General features: G+C 38.0%; 16 protein-coding genes. 9 read left to right on the plus strand and 7 right to left on the minus strand.

Going from position 1 to position 15,780, the window contains the following annotated elements:
* Positions 1-64 precede the first annotated feature (64 nt).
* From ACM44_RS06885 to ACM44_RS06900, 4 genes are all read left to right on the plus strand, one after another.
* The gene (locus tag ACM44_RS06885) at positions 65-613 is read left to right on the plus strand and encodes a hypothetical protein (protein ID WP_048499305.1); all 549 of its coding nucleotides are present in this window, start codon (positions 65-67) and stop codon (positions 611-613) included.
* A 378-nt stretch (positions 614-991) separates the two neighbouring features.
* Positions 992-1,525 carry a DUF5025 domain-containing protein gene (locus tag ACM44_RS06890; RefSeq protein ID WP_234109559.1) on the plus strand — a complete coding sequence of 178 codons (534 nt, stop codon included), beginning with the start codon at positions 992-994 and terminating at the stop codon, positions 1,523-1,525.
* A 4-nt stretch (positions 1,526-1,529) separates the two neighbouring features.
* On the plus strand, positions 1,530-4,517 hold the full coding sequence (locus ACM44_RS06895; protein ID WP_048499306.1) for an esterase/lipase family protein: 2,988 nt from the start codon (positions 1,530-1,532) through the stop codon (positions 4,515-4,517).
* A 150-nt stretch (positions 4,518-4,667) separates the two neighbouring features.
* A complete protein-coding gene (locus tag ACM44_RS06900; protein ID WP_048499307.1) occupies positions 4,668-5,636 on the plus strand; it encodes an ROK family protein in 969 nt (322 codons plus the stop codon).
* A gap of 92 nt (positions 5,637-5,728) precedes the next feature.
* On the opposite strand, the gene hflX is transcribed toward ACM44_RS06900, so the two are convergent.
* The 3 genes from hflX to ACM44_RS06915 all read right to left on the minus strand — a co-directional run bounded on the left by hflX (position 5,729) and on the right by ACM44_RS06915 (position 7,729).
* Positions 5,729-6,940, minus strand: a complete 1,212-nt coding sequence (gene hflX / locus ACM44_RS06905) for a GTPase HflX (protein ID WP_048499308.1) — start codon at positions 6,938-6,940, stop codon at positions 5,729-5,731.
* A gap of 82 nt (positions 6,941-7,022) precedes the next feature.
* Entirely contained in the window at positions 7,023-7,292 is a 270-nt protein-coding gene (locus ACM44_RS06910) for a SemiSWEET family sugar transporter (RefSeq protein WP_048499309.1), read from the minus strand.
* 104 nt (positions 7,293-7,396) lie between these two features.
* Positions 7,397-7,729: an META domain-containing protein gene (locus ACM44_RS06915; RefSeq protein WP_160303976.1), complete on the minus strand. Its 333-nt coding sequence runs from the start codon at positions 7,727-7,729 to the stop codon at positions 7,397-7,399.
* 174 nt (positions 7,730-7,903) lie between these two features.
* Here ACM44_RS06915 and ACM44_RS06920 point away from each other — a divergent pair, with 174 nt between their 5' ends.
* Both ACM44_RS06920 and ACM44_RS06925 read left to right on the plus strand, forming a co-directional pair.
* Complete coding sequence (locus ACM44_RS06920; protein ID WP_048499311.1) at positions 7,904-8,380, plus strand: YdeI/OmpD-associated family protein; 477 nt, start codon at positions 7,904-7,906, stop codon at positions 8,378-8,380.
* On the plus strand, positions 8,377-8,910 hold the full coding sequence (locus tag ACM44_RS06925) for a GNAT family N-acetyltransferase (RefSeq protein ID WP_048499312.1): 534 nt from the start codon (positions 8,377-8,379) through the stop codon (positions 8,908-8,910). Before ACM44_RS06920 ends, ACM44_RS06925 begins: the two co-directional genes overlap by 4 nt.
* Positions 8,911-9,079: 169 nt before the next feature.
* On the opposite strand, the gene hemE is transcribed toward ACM44_RS06925, so the two are convergent.
* From hemE to hemA, 4 genes are read right to left on the minus strand one after another with little or no spacing between them, the layout of a single operon-like run.
* Entirely contained in the window at positions 9,080-10,108 is a 1,029-nt protein-coding gene (gene hemE / locus ACM44_RS06930; protein ID WP_048499313.1) for a uroporphyrinogen decarboxylase, read from the minus strand.
* A gap of 17 nt (positions 10,109-10,125) precedes the next feature.
* On the minus strand, positions 10,126-10,809 hold the full coding sequence (locus ACM44_RS06935; RefSeq protein WP_053215447.1) for a uroporphyrinogen-III synthase: 684 nt from the start codon (positions 10,807-10,809) through the stop codon (positions 10,126-10,128).
* 42 nt (positions 10,810-10,851) lie between these two features.
* On the minus strand, positions 10,852-11,763 hold the full coding sequence (gene hemC / locus ACM44_RS06940; protein WP_048499314.1) for a hydroxymethylbilane synthase: 912 nt from the start codon (positions 11,761-11,763) through the stop codon (positions 10,852-10,854).
* Complete coding sequence (gene hemA, locus ACM44_RS06945; RefSeq protein WP_048499315.1) at positions 11,750-13,024, minus strand: glutamyl-tRNA reductase; 1,275 nt, start codon at positions 13,022-13,024, stop codon at positions 11,750-11,752. The genes hemC and hemA overlap by 14 nt, the downstream gene beginning before the upstream one ends.
* A 306-nt stretch (positions 13,025-13,330) precedes the next feature.
* Here hemA and ACM44_RS06950 point away from each other — a divergent pair, with 306 nt between their 5' ends.
* Genes ACM44_RS06950 through ACM44_RS06960 form a run of 3 tightly spaced genes read left to right on the plus strand, consistent with a single transcriptional unit; the run spans position 13,331 to position 15,736 of the window.
* Positions 13,331-14,356, plus strand: a complete 1,026-nt coding sequence (locus tag ACM44_RS06950; protein ID WP_048499316.1) for a rod shape-determining protein — start codon at positions 13,331-13,333, stop codon at positions 14,354-14,356.
* A gap of 25 nt (positions 14,357-14,381) precedes the next feature.
* Positions 14,382-15,233 (plus strand): rod shape-determining protein MreC, encoded by an 852-nt coding sequence (gene mreC, locus ACM44_RS06955; RefSeq protein WP_048499317.1) that lies wholly within the window; start codon positions 14,382-14,384, stop codon positions 15,231-15,233.
* Positions 15,230-15,736 (plus strand): hypothetical protein, encoded by a 507-nt coding sequence (locus ACM44_RS06960; protein WP_048499318.1) that lies wholly within the window; start codon positions 15,230-15,232, stop codon positions 15,734-15,736. The genes mreC and ACM44_RS06960 overlap by 4 nt, the downstream gene beginning before the upstream one ends.
* Positions 15,737-15,780 lie beyond the last annotated feature (44 nt).

The following is a 15,780-nucleotide window of genomic DNA, read 5'->3' on the forward strand; positions in this document are numbered from 1 at the left end:
CAAATCATATTCATTACATAAAAAACTATTGTATATTTACATCAATCACAAAAAATAAAATGATATGAAAACAGTCTTTCTTTTACTCTTTCTTTTTGTCGTGCTCTCATGTGGTAGAAATTCTTCCAATGATGCTACGCCGCAAGATATTTTGCCGGCCGCAACCACTTCGGGGGCAAACACCGCCGGTTGCTTGGTAAACGGAAAAGTTTTAATTCCAAAGAATGGCAATCAAAGTATTGGGGGACAACCGCTATATGGATTAACGATAAATGCGATTGATACTAATTATTATATAAATATAAAAAATTATTCTACAAATCAACGAGTGTACTTTTACATGTATAATGTTACTGCTTCTGGGGATTTTATTGTAAACCAATCAGGAGGGTATGGATCGCCTACAACTCAAATTACGCAGATGTATCTTGAGTTTGATGGAAAAATTTTTTTGTCATCTGATAATTGTGGTATAATAACAATCAATAGATTTGATTATCCATATTTCTCCGGAACATTTACAGCAACACTATATAACAAAGAACAACCAACAGAAAAGATACAAATAACTGATGGCAGATTCGATATTAATAGATTAACATTAAACAAATAATATTATGAAAAAACTCTCCAATATTTTAATCTCATTTTTTTCAATACTTTTTTCATCAATCAATATCTATGCACAAACAAAGACATATACGCAATCGATGGACAGTTTGCTTGTATATCTTGACAAAAGCCAGATGGTGACTCCAATATTGTATGACCGGGTATTTTCTAATTACAATAGTAAACGACAAATATCATAGAAACTTCTTCAGAAATGGAGAAGTTTTTTTTGTTAGAAACAAAACATGCCTCAAATCATATTCATTACATAAAAAACTATTGTATATTTACATCAATCACAAAAAATAAAATGATATGAAAACAGTCTTTCTTTTACTCTTTCTTTTTGTCGTGCTCTCATGTGGTAGAAATTCTTCCAATGATGCTACGCCGCAAGATATTTTGCCGGCCGCAACCACTTTGGGGGGCAAACACCGCCGGTTGCTTGGTAAACGGAAAAGTTTTAATTCCAAAGAATGGCAATCAAAGTATTGGGGGACAACCACTTTACGGACTAAAAGAATTTTTCGGAAATAATTTCTATCCTGGAATGAATGATTTTTGGCAACTAGAAATTTCTAATAAAAAGGATTCCAACGGTTACTCCATTTTTTTATGGATCAATAATATGTCTGCTGGAACGGGAAACTATGTTGTCAATCAGTCGAATGGTTTATTATATGAAGAAGGACCAAACAACAATCAAATTATATTAATCTCGCCAGAAGGGAAAAAATATCTTTCCTCAACAAATAGTGGAAATATTTTTATAAGCCGTGCAGAAGTTACTTCTTCTACCAACATAATTTCTGGTACTTTTAGTTGTAAAGTATATAACATAGAAAATTCATCTGATATTATCAATGTAACTGATGGTAGATTTGACATTAATTACACCACTCTAAACCATTAAATTCATGAAAAAATTTTACACAAGAATTCTACAGATTATTTTCTTCAATTTTTCGATAGTATTTGTTGTATCTCAAACAAAGACATATACGCAATCGATGGACAGTTTGCTTGTATATCTTGACAAAAGCCAGATGATGACTCCAATACTGTATGACCGGGTGTTTTCTTTTACAGATATAGACAGAGCAGTAAAGGATACAGTTAGTTCAGATTATTTTGTTCAATCTTGGAGCGAGCTGTATCGGGCACATAATAATGCGCCTTTTCTCAATCCGGACCAGTTAAAAGATATGTCAAAACAAAGTGCAAAAGTTAATAATGTAGAGATTGGGCTTTTAAACCTAAAATTCGACTATCTCAACTTTGGGGATCAAAACAATCCCAATATCAATATAAATGACGGTTATTTTAGAAATGTCCCCGGTAAAAACCCGTTCTCTCAAAAGACAATTTCTATTGCTGCTCCAATTTATTCTCAATTTAATTCCGGCGCAGTCACCTTTTCCCTCAAAAATGATTTTGTGGTGCAGGATGAATCCATACCAAAGGTCACCTCAATAAATGTAGATATTGGTAATGGGACTACACAAACTTTCCAAGTCAACGGTTTTGCTTCAAAACCGATCAATCCACCTGTAGTGATTACCTATACTTCTTCGGGAAAAAAGAATTTAAAATTCACCCTGATTTTCTCGGATAATACAACTAAAATTCTATACAGCAGTATTGATGTAAATATACCTCAAACTGGGAATGCACCCAGTGGGACATACAATGAATGGGAAAATTTTATCGGAGTTAACGGTATTAACAACACGATTCCCTTTCAGGGATATGGCGAAAATAGCGCAACGAGTGGAAAATTGGAATACAGGACTTACTATAATACGATTTCTAATCCCGGATATGATCCTGTTACCAAAACATTCAGTATCCAACCCAAATTGCGAAATCCCGTTTATATTCTGGATGGATATGATCCTGGTGATAAAATAAGCATAGACATGTTATATGGTTTTATGGCATATGACATTGATAATATACCAAATAATGGAAATGAAAAAAACTTGATTGAAGATATGAGAGATAATGGATTTGACGTCACCCTTGTTAATTTTCCGAACGGTGCAGATTTTATCGAAAGAAATGCGATGGCAGTAGTTGCCTTACTCCAAAGGGAAAATTTAAAACTTCAAGAAAATGGCAGTAGTAATCAAATAGCATTAATAGGTCCGAGCATGGGTGGTTTAGTGAGCAGATATGCACTCGCATATATGGAGAAAAATAATATTCCGCATAATACCAGATTATGGGTGAGTTATGACGCACCTCATTTAGGTGCCAATATTCCAATTTCAGCCCAAAGCAATTTATATTTTTATGGTTTTCTCGGAGGGAATGAGGTGGCAAAAACCAAATATTCAGAAAACTTTTTTTCGCCTGCGGCAAGAGAAATGTTAATAGAGCAATTAGATGCTGCAAATCCGATGAAAGGTGTCGGCGGACAAAATAATGGGGACCCCGTTAGAAATTTATTTAGACAAAACCTTATTAATAATGGCGTTGCGAACTCTAACGGTTTTCCGCAGCTGAGTAGGAATATTGCTATTTCTAACGGAAATACAGATATGACAAAAAACGTAAATGATGGTCAATGCTTGTTGGAAATGGCAGCGTTTAAAAAAATACTAGGATTTAATTATAAAGCGGCAACACTCGTTGACTATGCTCTTCCATCTTATACTACAAATGCATTAAATTTTGAAGGAAAATATACAAAGACAGGTTGGTTTACAAATGGCAATATTTTTTCAATTACGATTCTTAATACAAAAGTTTATAGAACCAATAATAATTTTCATGGCTCAATGGATGCAGTACAAGGTTCAAAATACAATACGATGATGATTATGAAAGAATCATTTGAAGAACCATTAAATCAAATGACATCATTTCACGAATGGAGACAAGGACCATATTACCATACCTTTATGCCCACTGTAAGTACATTGTCCTTGAAGAATCCTAATTTTAATTGGAATGATGATATTAGTAGAAATCTTCTTTGTAATAACGAGATTCCATTCAATACCTATTTTGTTACAAGCCAAAACGACATGCATGTTGCATTTGACCAAGAAATCGCAAATTGGCTGAGTGAAGAAATTAAAGGGAATTTTCAAAGTCCTCATTTATCACTGAAGAACGTAACATTATCTGCAACAAAGACAAATCTATGTGTAAATGAAACATTTCATGTTCAAACAAACGTAACGCTATTATGTAACCTTCCAAGCAATTACTATTGGACTGTTTCAAATAATCTTCAACTTATAGGGAGCAATACAAGTTCAGTAATTGAAGTTAAAGCATTACAAAACGGTTATGGTTTTGTTGAGTTAAATTTTGATAATGGCCAAAAAGTTACACAAAAGATTTGGGTCGGAGCAAGTTCGTTACAAATCGAACCAGCATCTAACAATACAAATTATGTAACGTTTTATGCTGTTAGCTCAAACCCAAATTTAACTTTAGAACAGCAAGGGATTACATCAGAGAATGTCAAATGGAAAAGACTGGACAATGGTGTCATAAAGACAGGATATTCCTATTTTGCCAATGCTCCCGGTTATAATTGGAGTTTTGATGTTGAAGTTAAAGCAACCAATAGTTGCGGTACTTATACAACTTATGCCACAATATCTCCACCACCACCTGTTGATTGTACAATTTATAAATTAACTAAAAACGGAAATTCTGAGGATTATTCGGTTTCAAAACAAGTTGAGCCACCATGTCCAACAGCTCCAAATGGCTCTGGAAGACAAATTGACGAATATCAAATTACGGTTGCCAACAGCATGGGGGTTATCGTAATTTCCAAAACAGGAGATGGCTTCGATATGAGCGGATTTCCGACAGGAATGTACGTGGTAAATATTCAAAAAGACAATCAGGTGGTTATTAATCAAACGATAATTAAAAATTAATGAATTTTTATTTTCAATGAAAATGCCTGAATGCAGATTCATTCAAAATTAGTAAACGACAAAGATCATAAAGACTTCTTCAGAAATGGAGAAGTTTTTTGTTAACCTACTATTAATTTTTGTATTTTTAAAACTTAAATTTACAAACGGATGTCATTAATAGATTTGTCGAAACAGGTTGCGTTAGGAGTGGACATTGGCGGTACCAATACCAAATTCGGTTTGGTCAACCACCGTGGTGAAATTCTTGCAAAAGGAAGCATCAAGACCGACGAATATGAGAAAGTAGAAGAATTTATCGACGCCCTTTATGAAAAAGTTTCGCCATTAATCAAACAATACTTTTCAGAAAAACAATTTGATGGAATTGGAGTTGGTGCCCCAAATGCGAATTATTTCCGGGGAACCATCGAACAAGCTCCCAATCTGCGGTGGAAAGGTGTGGTTCCATTTGCTGAATTGATGACCAAAAAGTTTGGTGTTCCCTGCACGATGACGAATGATGCAAACGCAGCCGCTTTGGGCGAAATGATGTTTGGTGCCGCACGCGGAATGAAGGATTTCATCATGATGACACTGGGAACCGGCGTAGGTAGCGGAATTATTTCCGGCGGAAAATTAATCTATGGCCACGACGGTTTTGCGGGAGAATTAGGACACACCATCGTAAAACCGGGAGGAAGAAAACATTGGAGCACCGGTTCTGAAGGTTCTTTGGAAGCTTATGCATCTGCAACGGGAATAGCAATTACCGCAAAAAAAATGCGCGCAGAATTCCCGGATTCAATGCTGAATGATTACCGCGAAGAGGATATCGATTCAAAAGTGGTTTACGAATGTGCCAAAAAAGGCGACCCGACTGCAATTGAAGTTTTCAGATATACCGGACAAAAATTAGGTGAAGCTTTAGCCAATTTCGTGATGTTTTCTTCACCGGAAGCGATTCTGCTTTTCGGCGGAGTAATTAAAGCAGGAGATTTCATCCTAAAACCGACCAAACTTCACATGGAAAGAAACCTATTACCAATTTTTAGAAATAAAGTGAAATTGGTTTTCAGTGAATTGGACGAAGCGGATGCAGCTATTTTGGGAGCGAGCGCTTTGGTCTGGGAAAAATAAAAAACATTCACATAAAAAATCGCCACTGATTCGCGAATATTTTCGTCAAGAATCAGTGGCAATTATATTTCTGGAATTGAGTACAGAATTCGCTAATTTTCCTCGTCGTCATAATATTCAAAAAGAAAATCATTGTAGGGAAACCTCGAAATATGGATTTTCAAAACCTCGTCGTAAATCATTTTCTTCATTTCGGGGAAATTCTCTTTGGTTAAAGCCGAAATAAAGACCGTCGGATATTTGGATTTCGACATCCAGGTCTTTTCCCATTCTGCCAGAGAAATATTCTTTCTGTTGGAAGGCGTCAAGTCATCTTCTTCTTTTTTCTCGTAAGCAAAAGCATCGATCTTGTTGAAAACCATAATCATCGGTTTTTGATGCGCTCCGATTTCCATTAAAATTTGATTCACGGAATTGATATGGTCTTCAAAACTGTCGTGGGAAATATCAACAACATGAATCAGCAAATCCGCTTCACGAACTTCATCCAAAGTCGATTTAAAGCTTTCCACCAACTGTGTCGGTAATTTTCTGATGAAACCAACGGTGTCCGTCAACAGAAAAGGTAAATTCCCTACTACCACTTTTCTCACCGTGGTGTCCAAAGTGGCAAACAGTTTATTTTCGGCGAAAACCTCTGATTTCGAAATCGCGTTCATCAAAGTGGATTTTCCCACGTTGGTATATCCAACTAATGCGACACGTACCATCTTTCCACGGTTTTGTCTTTGGGTAGACATCTGTTTATCGATGGTTTTCAGTTTTTCCTTTAATAGTGAAATCCGGTCGCGGATGATTCGCCGGTCGGTTTCGATTTCGGTTTCTCCGGGTCCTCTCATTCCAATTCCACCACGCTGTCTTTCCAGGTGGGTCCACATTCTTGTCAAACGTGGCAAAAGATATTCGTATTGTGCGAGTTCTACCTGAGTTCTTGCATAAGAAGTTTGTGCTCTTTGCGCGAAAATATCCAGAATCAAATTGGTTCTATCCAGAATTTTCACCTCCATTTCCTTCTCAAGATTTTTCAGTTGCGAAGGTGAAAGTTCATCATCAAAAATAACAGTCGTAATTCCGTTTTCCTTGATATAATTTCTGATTTCTTCCGCTTTTCCGCTTCCGACAAAAGTTTTGGAATCCGGTTGCGACATTTTTTGGGTGAAACGTTTATCCACAGTTGCTCCTGCCGTAAACGCCAAAAACTCAAGTTCATCAAGGTATTCCTTAAGTTTTGCTTCGTCTTGATTTTGGGTAATTAAGCCCACCAAAACGGCTTTTTCGTATAAATGTTCTTTTTTTTCTAGCATAGGTTAATTGCGTTCAGCATTCCTGCAAATTTAAGAATTTTATTTCCGGGAGTTTAAATCCTTTACACAAAAGCAGGGAAAGTCACACTTCCTTTCCGCCAAATTTCCACTTCATCCAAAGCATAATTAATGCCGTTAAAAAAACGACAATGTTGGTAAGCATCACAGAAATACTATCTTTCAAAATCCCATAACCAATCCAAATAATAGTACTTGCAAGAACAATCATAAAGGTGTGCACGGAAATATCCTGAACAGATTTTGATTTCCAGGTTTTGAAGATTTGTGGAACGAAGGTGATGCAGGAAAGGAAACCTCCGAGCAAACCGATGAATTCAGGATTGATGTCCATAAGTAATAAGTGATATTTGAGACTTCAAATCTATGAAATTCACCTCGTAATTCAGGCTTTTTACCACTATTACAAAAAAACACTTCATGACCATATTACTGAAATCAATCCCAGTCTGATGCGATAAATTTCATGGTTTCTCCCGCATCATTGGAAAGTGTAAGATAATGTCCGTTGATTTTGTACTTAGACATGCTTGGTAAAGTTTTGGCGAAAGCGGTCTCCAAATCCATGTTATTTTCGCAATACATCATCGTGGATCCAATGCCAGAAAATCTCACCAAACCATCCGAATAAAATTCTGCGGTAAAAAACATTTTATTACAACCCATTTCCGCTCCGTATTGATTGGGATTGGTTTTCGCGGAAGTCAAATCCATATTTGCACGGTTTTTCACCATCAGATCCCGACTGAAATTTTGAAATTCAACAAGCATCCATTGACGGTTTATACCTTCATAAACTAAAGTTTTAGTTGAACAGTTTTGAAACAGAAAAATTGCGATTAAGAAGATCAAAATCCGACCAAGTCCTTTCATAATATTAATTTTCAACAACACCGCCATTATTGTGCCGTAATTCCTAAATTTGATTTCAGAAAATAATTAAAAATGACTCAGAATTATTTTAGTTTTGAAGGTGAGATTCAGAAAGCGGGCGAAATCAACGCCGCATTCGTAGAATTCCCGTTTTCGGTACAGGAACTTTTCGGGAAAAAAGGCCAGGTCAGGATCCAGGCGGTTTTTGATGGAAAAGTGGAGTATCGTGGAAGCTTGACGAAAATGAATTCAGATTGCCATATTTTGGGTTTAACTCAGGAAATTAGAAAGAAACTGGGGAAATCATTTGGGGACACTGTTTCCGTGAAATTGTGCGAAGACAAAGAAGAGCGAATCGTGGAAATTCCCGAAGATGTGAAAATAATTTTCAATGAAAATCTGAAGGCAAAGGAATTGTTTGATGCGATGAGCTATACGCACAGAAAAGAATACATCCGCTGGATTGTGGAAGCCAAAAAGCCTGAAACCCGCGAAAACCGAAAAGTAAAAATGATCGAAATGATTCTTGCAGGAAAAAAAGGAATATGATGGAAAAACAAATAATAGAAACTGAAAGACTTCTCCTGGAACCTATGTCAACCGACGATTCGCAGTTCATCTTCGAATTGTATAATTCGCCGAACTTCATCAGATTTATTGGGGACCGGAATATCAAAACCATTGCTGACGCTGAAAATTACATCAGAAACAGATTCCTGCCGCAGATCGAAAAACTGGGTTACGGAAACTATTTGATTACCAAAAAAGAAGACGGCAAAAAAATCGGCAGCGTCGGAATTTTCGAGCGTGACGGTTTGGAAGTGCACGACATCGGATTTAGTTTTCTACCAGAGTTTGAGGGAAAAGGTTATGGTTGCGAAGCCGCCTCAAAGCTGATGGAAGTTGGATTTAAAGAATTTGGCTTAAAGAAATTTTCGGCTATTACTACGAAGGAAAATATTTCTTCTCAAAAACTGATTGAAAAACTAGGCCTAAAATTCCAAAAAATGGTGAGCCTGCCGAATGACGAAGAGGAATTGATGTACTATGAAGTTGAGCAATCTGCGGAATCCATGTAATCAGCAAGAGGGAAAAACGTGCTTAGATTCTTGCTGATCACTCAAATGAAGCAGATCTAAAACAGAAAATAATGATTTACCCTAGAAAAAAAAACGCATCAAAAGTGATACGTTTTCTATTTTTTTCCAAGACCAAATACACTGTGCAACAGTCTGCTCCCACCCAATCTCAGTTCGCTTTCCAATCGACCACTGCACGAATAAACGCTTCAGCATTTTCCAGTGGGATATTGGGTAAAATTCCGTGTCCTAGATTTGCGATATAACGGTCTTTTCCGAATCGGTTGATCATTTCGTTCACCATTTTTTTAATTGTTTCCGGTGTGGAATGCAATCTCGCTGGATCAAAATTTCCCTGCAAAGTCATCGTGTGGTTCGTCAAAACCCTCGCATATTCAGGTCGGATCGTCCAATCAACTCCTAAAGCCGAAACTTTCGACAAGGTCATTTCCTCCAAAGCGAACCAGCATCCCTTTCCGAAAACTACCACGTGAGTGAGCGGACTCAATGCTTCCACAATTTGGTTGATGTATTTCCACGAAAACTCCTGATAATCCTCCGGCGACAACATTCCGCCCCAAGAATCAAAAACCTGAACCGCGGAAACACCTTTCTCCACTTTTCTTTTCAGATAAGCAATGGTGGTATCTGTGATCTTCTGTAATAATAAATGGGCAGCTTCCGGATTTTGGAAACAGAAAGATTTCGCAATATCAAAAGCTTTTGAACCCTTTCCTTCTACACAGTAGCAAAGGATTGTCCAAGGTGAGCCGGCAAAACCGATCAATGGAATATCATTGTCAAGTTTTTGCAAAGTCAGTTCTATCGCATCGAAGACATATCCCAAAGTATCATTAACATTCGGAACTTCAATATTTTGAACTTGTTCCATGGTTCTGATCGGCGTTTCCAACCAAGGTCCGACGGAATCCACCATTTTGAAATCCATTCCCATCGCTTGCGGAACCACCAGGATATCCGAAAATAAAATCGCGGCGTCTAATGGATATCTGCGAATCGGCATCATGGTGATCTCAGCGGCTAATTCCGGTGTTCTGCATCTGGTGAAAAAATCGTATTCATCGCGCATCGCACGGAATTCCGGCAGGAATCTCCCTGCCTGTCTCATCATCCAAACCGGTGGTCTTTCTACGTTTTCTCCTCGCAATGCCTTTAAATACAGGTCGTTCTTAATCATAATATTTCATTTTACGCTCATTTTTTTTGAGCATCATATTTTGCAATTAAATTCAGTAAATCATCCATGTTGCTTTCTGAACTTGTAATTACTTCATTTTTTGTAAACTTTTTAATCTCACTTTCTGTGGTTTCCCCGATGGAAAAAAGCAGGTATTGATCAAGCGAATTATGCTTCGCAAAACTTCTCACACCGCTCGGGCTGAAAAAACAAACCGCATCATAATCTCCCGAAACCTGCGGATATAGCAACTGCGTTTCATAGATGGGAACCTTCTTGTAGGAAATGTTTTGCAGCGGCAATGCATTGTTGAGCACGTTTAAAGCGAGGTTACCGCAGAAATGGAGGAATTTTTCCTTGTTATTATTTTTGATGATGAAATCGGCAAGTTCTTTGGCATGTTTCGCCACCTTGAACGTCCCGAATCCATTTTTCCTTAGCTCTCTTTTTGTCTGTAAACCCACTGCATAAATCTTGTTGAAATCTCTCTCCACGAAATTTTCATTGGGCATAAAACCATTTTCAAAAAAAGCCTCCACCGCATTCACGCTGGTGAAAATCAAAGAATAGGCCTTTAAATCATAAGGTTTCACTTTCAAATGTTTAATCTTGATCACTTCCAGAAAGTCATAAGAAAAATGATTCCCCAGTTTTTTGGAAATCATTGATTCATTGAATTTTTTGGTGAAAAGGATTCTCATTTTTATCTAGGTAATTGGTAAATAATCGCTTCTATGCGCTTGTTACAATTGGGTTTTGATTTGCTGCATTATTTCTCTTCCGCCATTCCTGATGACTTCTTCGGCGAATTTCTTACCGTAATTCACTCCTTCTTTATAGGCAAAAATTTCGTCTGTTTCAATGCAGTTTTGTCCATCCAGTGAACATAATCTTCCCCGGAAACGGATTTCATTCTTGTCATTAATTTCGGCAAAAGCACCAATCGGGGCGGTGCAGCCTCCTTCCAACGTGTTCAGAAAATTTCTTTCGATATTGATACAGATCTGAGTCGGAAGGTGATTAATTTCTTTAAAAACCTCCTTCATTTCCGGATCGTCACTTCTACCGGTAATGGCCACTACTCCTTGTGCAGGTGCTGAAATCATGATCGGAATTGCTTCATAACGAATATCTAAACCCATTCTTTCAATCGCCGCCAAGGAAAAAAGCGTGGCGTCAAAATCTTGTTCTTCAAGTTTTCGCAGGCGTGTCTGCACATTTCCGCGGATATCTGAAAATTCCGTATCCGGAAATTCCTTTAGCCAAAATGCTCTTCTACGGAGGGAACTGGTGGCGATTTTCAAATCCCGCAAATCCAAAGTCTCAGCATCTGGTTTTCTGACCAGCACATCCTGCGGAAAATCCCTTTTTAAAACCGCGATGATTTCAATGTTTTCAGGAAGTTCGGTAGGAATATCCTTTAAGGAGTGTACGGCAATATCCACTTCATGATTCAATAAGGCAATGTCTAAATCTTTGGTGAAAATCCCCGTGATTCCCATCGCATAAAGTGGTTGCTGAAGATTTTTATCGCCAGAAGAAACAATCGGCGTGATTTCGGTACTGTAATTTCTGTTTTGCAGATTTCGTTCGACTTCCCTTGCCTGCCAAAGTGCGAGCGGCGAATTTCTGGTTCCGAGTTTAATGCTTCTCATTGAATTCCTTGTTGGGTTGTTCCACTAAAATCTCATGCATTAACTTGCTGATCTCCTCAGCTTTCCATGGATTATCGATGATGTATTTCGCAAAACGGTTGGTGATTTTCTGGATCATTTTCCCAGAAAGTTCCATATCTTCTATTTCTATATATTTGTGTTTTTTGTGAATATTGTGCATTTCATTGCGTTCCATGTTTTTCAGAACGGCTTTAAAATGGTGAATGTTAGGTGCCAATTTTCTTTTCTTTTCCCATTCCAGAAAATCCTTGGTCATTTCTTTAATGATTTCCTCGGCTTTGGGAATTTCTTTTTTCCGCTGAACCATGGTTTCGCTGATGTGCAGGGAAAGTTGATCCACATCCACCAAACTGACATTCTGGTTATCCGTGATGTTTTTTTCCACATTATTGGGAATCGAAAGATCGATGACAAGCGTTTCTTTTCCGTTTGGGAAATGGCTTTTGTTGATGATCGGGTGTTTTGCTCCAGTTGCTACAATCAGGATATCAGTTTGTTTCAATTCTTCATGAAAGTCCGCAAATTCAATGTGTGGAATCTGATATTTTTCAGCGATCTTTTCTGCTTTATCTTTGCTCCGATTGGCGATTTTTACTTTTGGTTTGTAAACGTGTTTTACCAGATTTTCTACCGTGTTCTGACCAATTTCTCCAACTCCCAACAACAAGATATTCTTGTCAGAAATCTGTTGCTGATTTTTCAGGATATAGTGAACTGCGGCGTAAGAAACAGAAGCCGCCCCGTTTGAAATTTCGGTTTCATTCTTGATTCTTTTCGAAATTTGAATGGCTGAATTGATTGCTCTTTCCAAGAATGGATTTGAGTTTTGCTTTTCTTTCTTGAAACGGTGGTATGCATTTTTGATTTGACCGATGATTTCAAAATCACCAATGATCTGGCTTTCCAATCCAGCTGCCACACGGAAAAGGTGATTCAATGCTTCTTCGTGTTTCAGGATGTTCACGTATTTCATGAACTCGGTGAGACTCACGCCGGTGGTTTTGCAGTAAAGTTCTGCAATCAAAAGGTAGTTTTGGGAAGTGGTGTAAATCTCGGTTCTGTTGCAGGTGGAAACCACGAAAGCGTCACCCAAATTCTCTTCATGAATTTCGTTGACAAAACTTTTGACATTTTCATCAAAAAAGGCAAATTTCCCCCTCGTTTCGGCATCGGCTTTTTCAAAACTGATGCTCAAAACGGCAAAATTGGCGGTTTTGTGAATGTTTGGATCGGTATTCATAAAGCAACGGCAAATTTAAGACTTTATATTGAATAAAAGAAAGGCTGGAAATATGAGGATTATCATCGAAATCTATCAAATCCGGACTTCAGATTTTCTCGGTAAAATTTCTTCCAATTCATATTTTGCCTTTAAAATTAACTGATTCACAATTTTTTACAACCGACAAAATAATCTATGGCTAAAAAAGTTTAATTAAAAACCCCGTTCAACTTTAATAAAACTTTAACGGAAATTAATTATGACTAAATTCATAAAACAGTTCTAAATTTATATCTTTGTACACTTTAAAAAATCAGCAGAAAAATGGGGTTATTTGATATGTTCACGCAGGATATTGCGATTGACTTGGGAACAGCAAACACACTAATTATACATAACAACAAGATTGTAATCGACCAACCTTCTATCGTTGCAATCGAAAGAACTTCTGGGAAACCAATTGCAGTGGGCGAAAAAGCAAAACACATGCAGGGAAAAACCCACGAAGATATCAAAACAATCAGACCTTTGAAAGATGGCGTAATCGCTGATTTTCATGCCTCTGAACACATGATCAAGGAATTCATCAAACAAATTCCGGGAATTAAGGGAAAACTTTTCCAACCCACCTTGAAAATTGTGATTTGTATTCCCTCCGGAATTACAGAGGTGGAAAAAAGAGCGGTTCGTGATTCCGCACAAAAAGTGAATGCAAAAGAAGTCCGTTTGATCTATGAACCAATGGCGGCCGCAATCGGTGTAGGAATCGACGTGCAGAAACCTGAAGGAAACATGATTATCGATATAGGTGGAGGAACAACAGAAATCGCTGTGGTTGCTCTTGGAGGAATCGTTTGCGACAAATCCGTGAAAATTGCGGGCGACGTTTTTACCAATGATATTGCTTATTACCTGAGAACCCACCACAATTTATACATCGGTGAAAGAACCGCTGAAAGAGTGAAAATCGAAGTAGGTTCCGCCATCGAAGAACTGGATGTGGAAATTGAAGATATTCCGGTTCAAGGCCGCGATTTGATTACCGGAAAACCGAAAGAAATCATGGTGAACTACAAAGAAATCGCAAGGGCTTTAGACAAATCCATCATAAGAATCGAAGATGCAGTCATGGAAACTTTATCTCTGACTCCTCCGGAATTGGCGGCAGATATCTACAAAACCGGAATTTACCTTGCGGGTGGTGGTGCGCTTCTTCGCGGATTGGCAGACAGACTTCACAAGAAAACAGGACTTCCGGTTTTCGTGGCAGAAGATCCGCTGAGAGCTGTAGTTCGCGGTACAGGAATCGCATTGAAAAACATGGACAAATTCAACTTCCTGATTAAATAACAGTTAATTTTTACGACACTTTCTGATGGGATTTTTGCTGAGATTATTTTCGAAGAACGGTTTGTTCGTCTTCTTTATATTCCTGCAACTCATTGCTTTGGTATTGATTTTCAGCAGAAACTCGATGCAGCAGTCGTGGCTTGCCGCACAAACTGCTGCGTTCAATTCCTGGGTTTCCGGGTATATTGACGAAGGTGCTTCATACCTAAAACTCAAACAAATTAACGACGAACTTGTGAAGCAAAACAAAGTGCTGATGGAACAAGTTTATGGAAAAGGTACCAGCGAAATTCCAGAATTCAGAAAAGTTCACGATACAATTGGAGGAGGACAAATCTACACTTTCGTAGATGGCGAAATCGTTTTTAACAGCATCAATAGAAAAGACAACTACTTCACCATCAACCGCGGAAAACGAGACGGAGTTTTCCCGAAAATGGGAGTGATGGCGCCAAATGGAATCGCAGGAATCGTTATTAACACCACGGATTCCTATGCTTTGGTTCAATCAGTTTTAAGTTTGGATAAAATTAAGATCAATGCAGCCCTGAAAAAATCCGGATATTTTGGCACCTTGACTTGGCGTGGCGACGATTCGCGAACCATGCACCTCTCTGATATTCCAAAATATGTCGCACTGCAAGTGGGAGACACCGTGGTAACCGACGGGAAATCCGCCATTTTTCCGAGAGGAGTCATGATCGGAAAAGTTGCCGGTTATCAAGTGGACCAAAAAACAGGTTTCTGGGACATTTCCGTGGAACTCAGTGAAAAAATGGGGAATCTAAGCAAAGTTTACGTCGTAAAAAACTTAAAGAAAGCTGAAGTGAGCAGAATTCAAGATACTTTGCAGGCAACAATAAAACGGGAAAAATGATAAGCAGAACACTTTTTACAGATGTCTTGATGATTGCTTTCCTGGTGGCACTGCAGATTTTCGTGCTGAACAGGATTACGCTTTTCGGAAAATACACGCCCGTTCTTTATCCGGTTTTTGTGATGTTTTATCCATTTTTCAGAAATAAGTTCCAGTTTCTTGCACTCAGCTTTTTGCTTGGTTTGGCGATTGACGCTTTTCTTTATACTTGGGGAATCAATGCATTTGCCACCACAATCATCGCTTATTTTAGAACCTTGATTTTTAGAACTTCTACCGATACTTCCACTGATTTCTTTTCTTTTCAGAGCTTGCAGTGGATGCAGTTTCTGTTCTTCATCGGCTCAAGTATTTTCGTTCACCAACTCCTGGTGCAATACATCGAGTTTTTCAAATTCAGCAGATTCTTGGAAATCTTTCTAAATGTTTTGGCAACCAGCGCAATTTCTTTTATATTTATCCTAATGTATGCTTTGGCTTTTAGGATCAAGCAGAGAATTTGAAATCCACCCTTTTTTTAACCATAAAAATAATGACGTGGCCTTTT

The organism is Chryseobacterium koreense CCUG 49689 (assembly GCF_001045435.1).
In the GTDB taxonomy this organism is placed as follows: domain Bacteria; phylum Bacteroidota; class Bacteroidia; order Flavobacteriales; family Weeksellaceae; genus Kaistella; species Kaistella koreensis.

Bases quoted from the DNA above. Each gene is read 5' to 3' on its own strand.
- ACM44_RS06885 (WP_048499305.1), top strand. From the start codon at position 65: ATGAAAACAGTCTTTCTTTTACTCTTTCTTTTTGTCGTGCTCTCATGT.
- ACM44_RS06890 (WP_234109559.1), top strand. From the start codon at position 992: ATGATGCTACGCCGCAAGATATTTTGCCGGCCGCAACCACTTTGGGGG.
- ACM44_RS06895 (WP_048499306.1), top strand. From the start codon at position 1,530: ATGAAAAAATTTTACACAAGAATTCTACAGATTATTTTCTTCAATTTT.
- ACM44_RS06900 (WP_048499307.1), top strand. From the start codon at position 4,668: ATGTCATTAATAGATTTGTCGAAACAGGTTGCGTTAGGAGTGGACATT.
- hflX (WP_048499308.1), bottom strand. From the start codon at position 6,940: ATGCTAGAAAAAAAAGAACATTTATACGAAAAAGCCGTTTTGGTGGGC.
- ACM44_RS06910 (WP_048499309.1), bottom strand. From the start codon at position 7,292: ATGGACATCAATCCTGAATTCATCGGTTTGCTCGGAGGTTTCCTTTCC.
- ACM44_RS06915 (WP_160303976.1), bottom strand. From the start codon at position 7,729: ATGCTTGTTGAATTTCAAAATTTCAGTCGGGATCTGATGGTGAAAAAC.
- ACM44_RS06920 (WP_048499311.1), top strand. From the start codon at position 7,904: ATGACTCAGAATTATTTTAGTTTTGAAGGTGAGATTCAGAAAGCGGGC.
- ACM44_RS06925 (WP_048499312.1), top strand. From the start codon at position 8,377: ATGATGGAAAAACAAATAATAGAAACTGAAAGACTTCTCCTGGAACCT.
- hemE (WP_048499313.1), bottom strand. From the start codon at position 10,108: ATGATTAAGAACGACCTGTATTTAAAGGCATTGCGAGGAGAAAACGTA.
- ACM44_RS06935 (WP_053215447.1), bottom strand. From the start codon at position 10,809: ATGAGAATCCTTTTCACCAAAAAATTCAATGAATCAATGATTTCCAAA.
- hemC (WP_048499314.1), bottom strand. From the start codon at position 11,763: ATGAGAAGCATTAAACTCGGAACCAGAAATTCGCCGCTCGCACTTTGG.
- hemA (WP_048499315.1), bottom strand. From the start codon at position 13,024: ATGAATACCGATCCAAACATTCACAAAACCGCCAATTTTGCCGTTTTG.
- ACM44_RS06950 (WP_048499316.1), top strand. From the start codon at position 13,331: ATGGGGTTATTTGATATGTTCACGCAGGATATTGCGATTGACTTGGGA.
- mreC (WP_048499317.1), top strand. From the start codon at position 14,382: ATGGGATTTTTGCTGAGATTATTTTCGAAGAACGGTTTGTTCGTCTTC.
- ACM44_RS06960 (WP_048499318.1), top strand. From the start codon at position 15,230: ATGATAAGCAGAACACTTTTTACAGATGTCTTGATGATTGCTTTCCTG.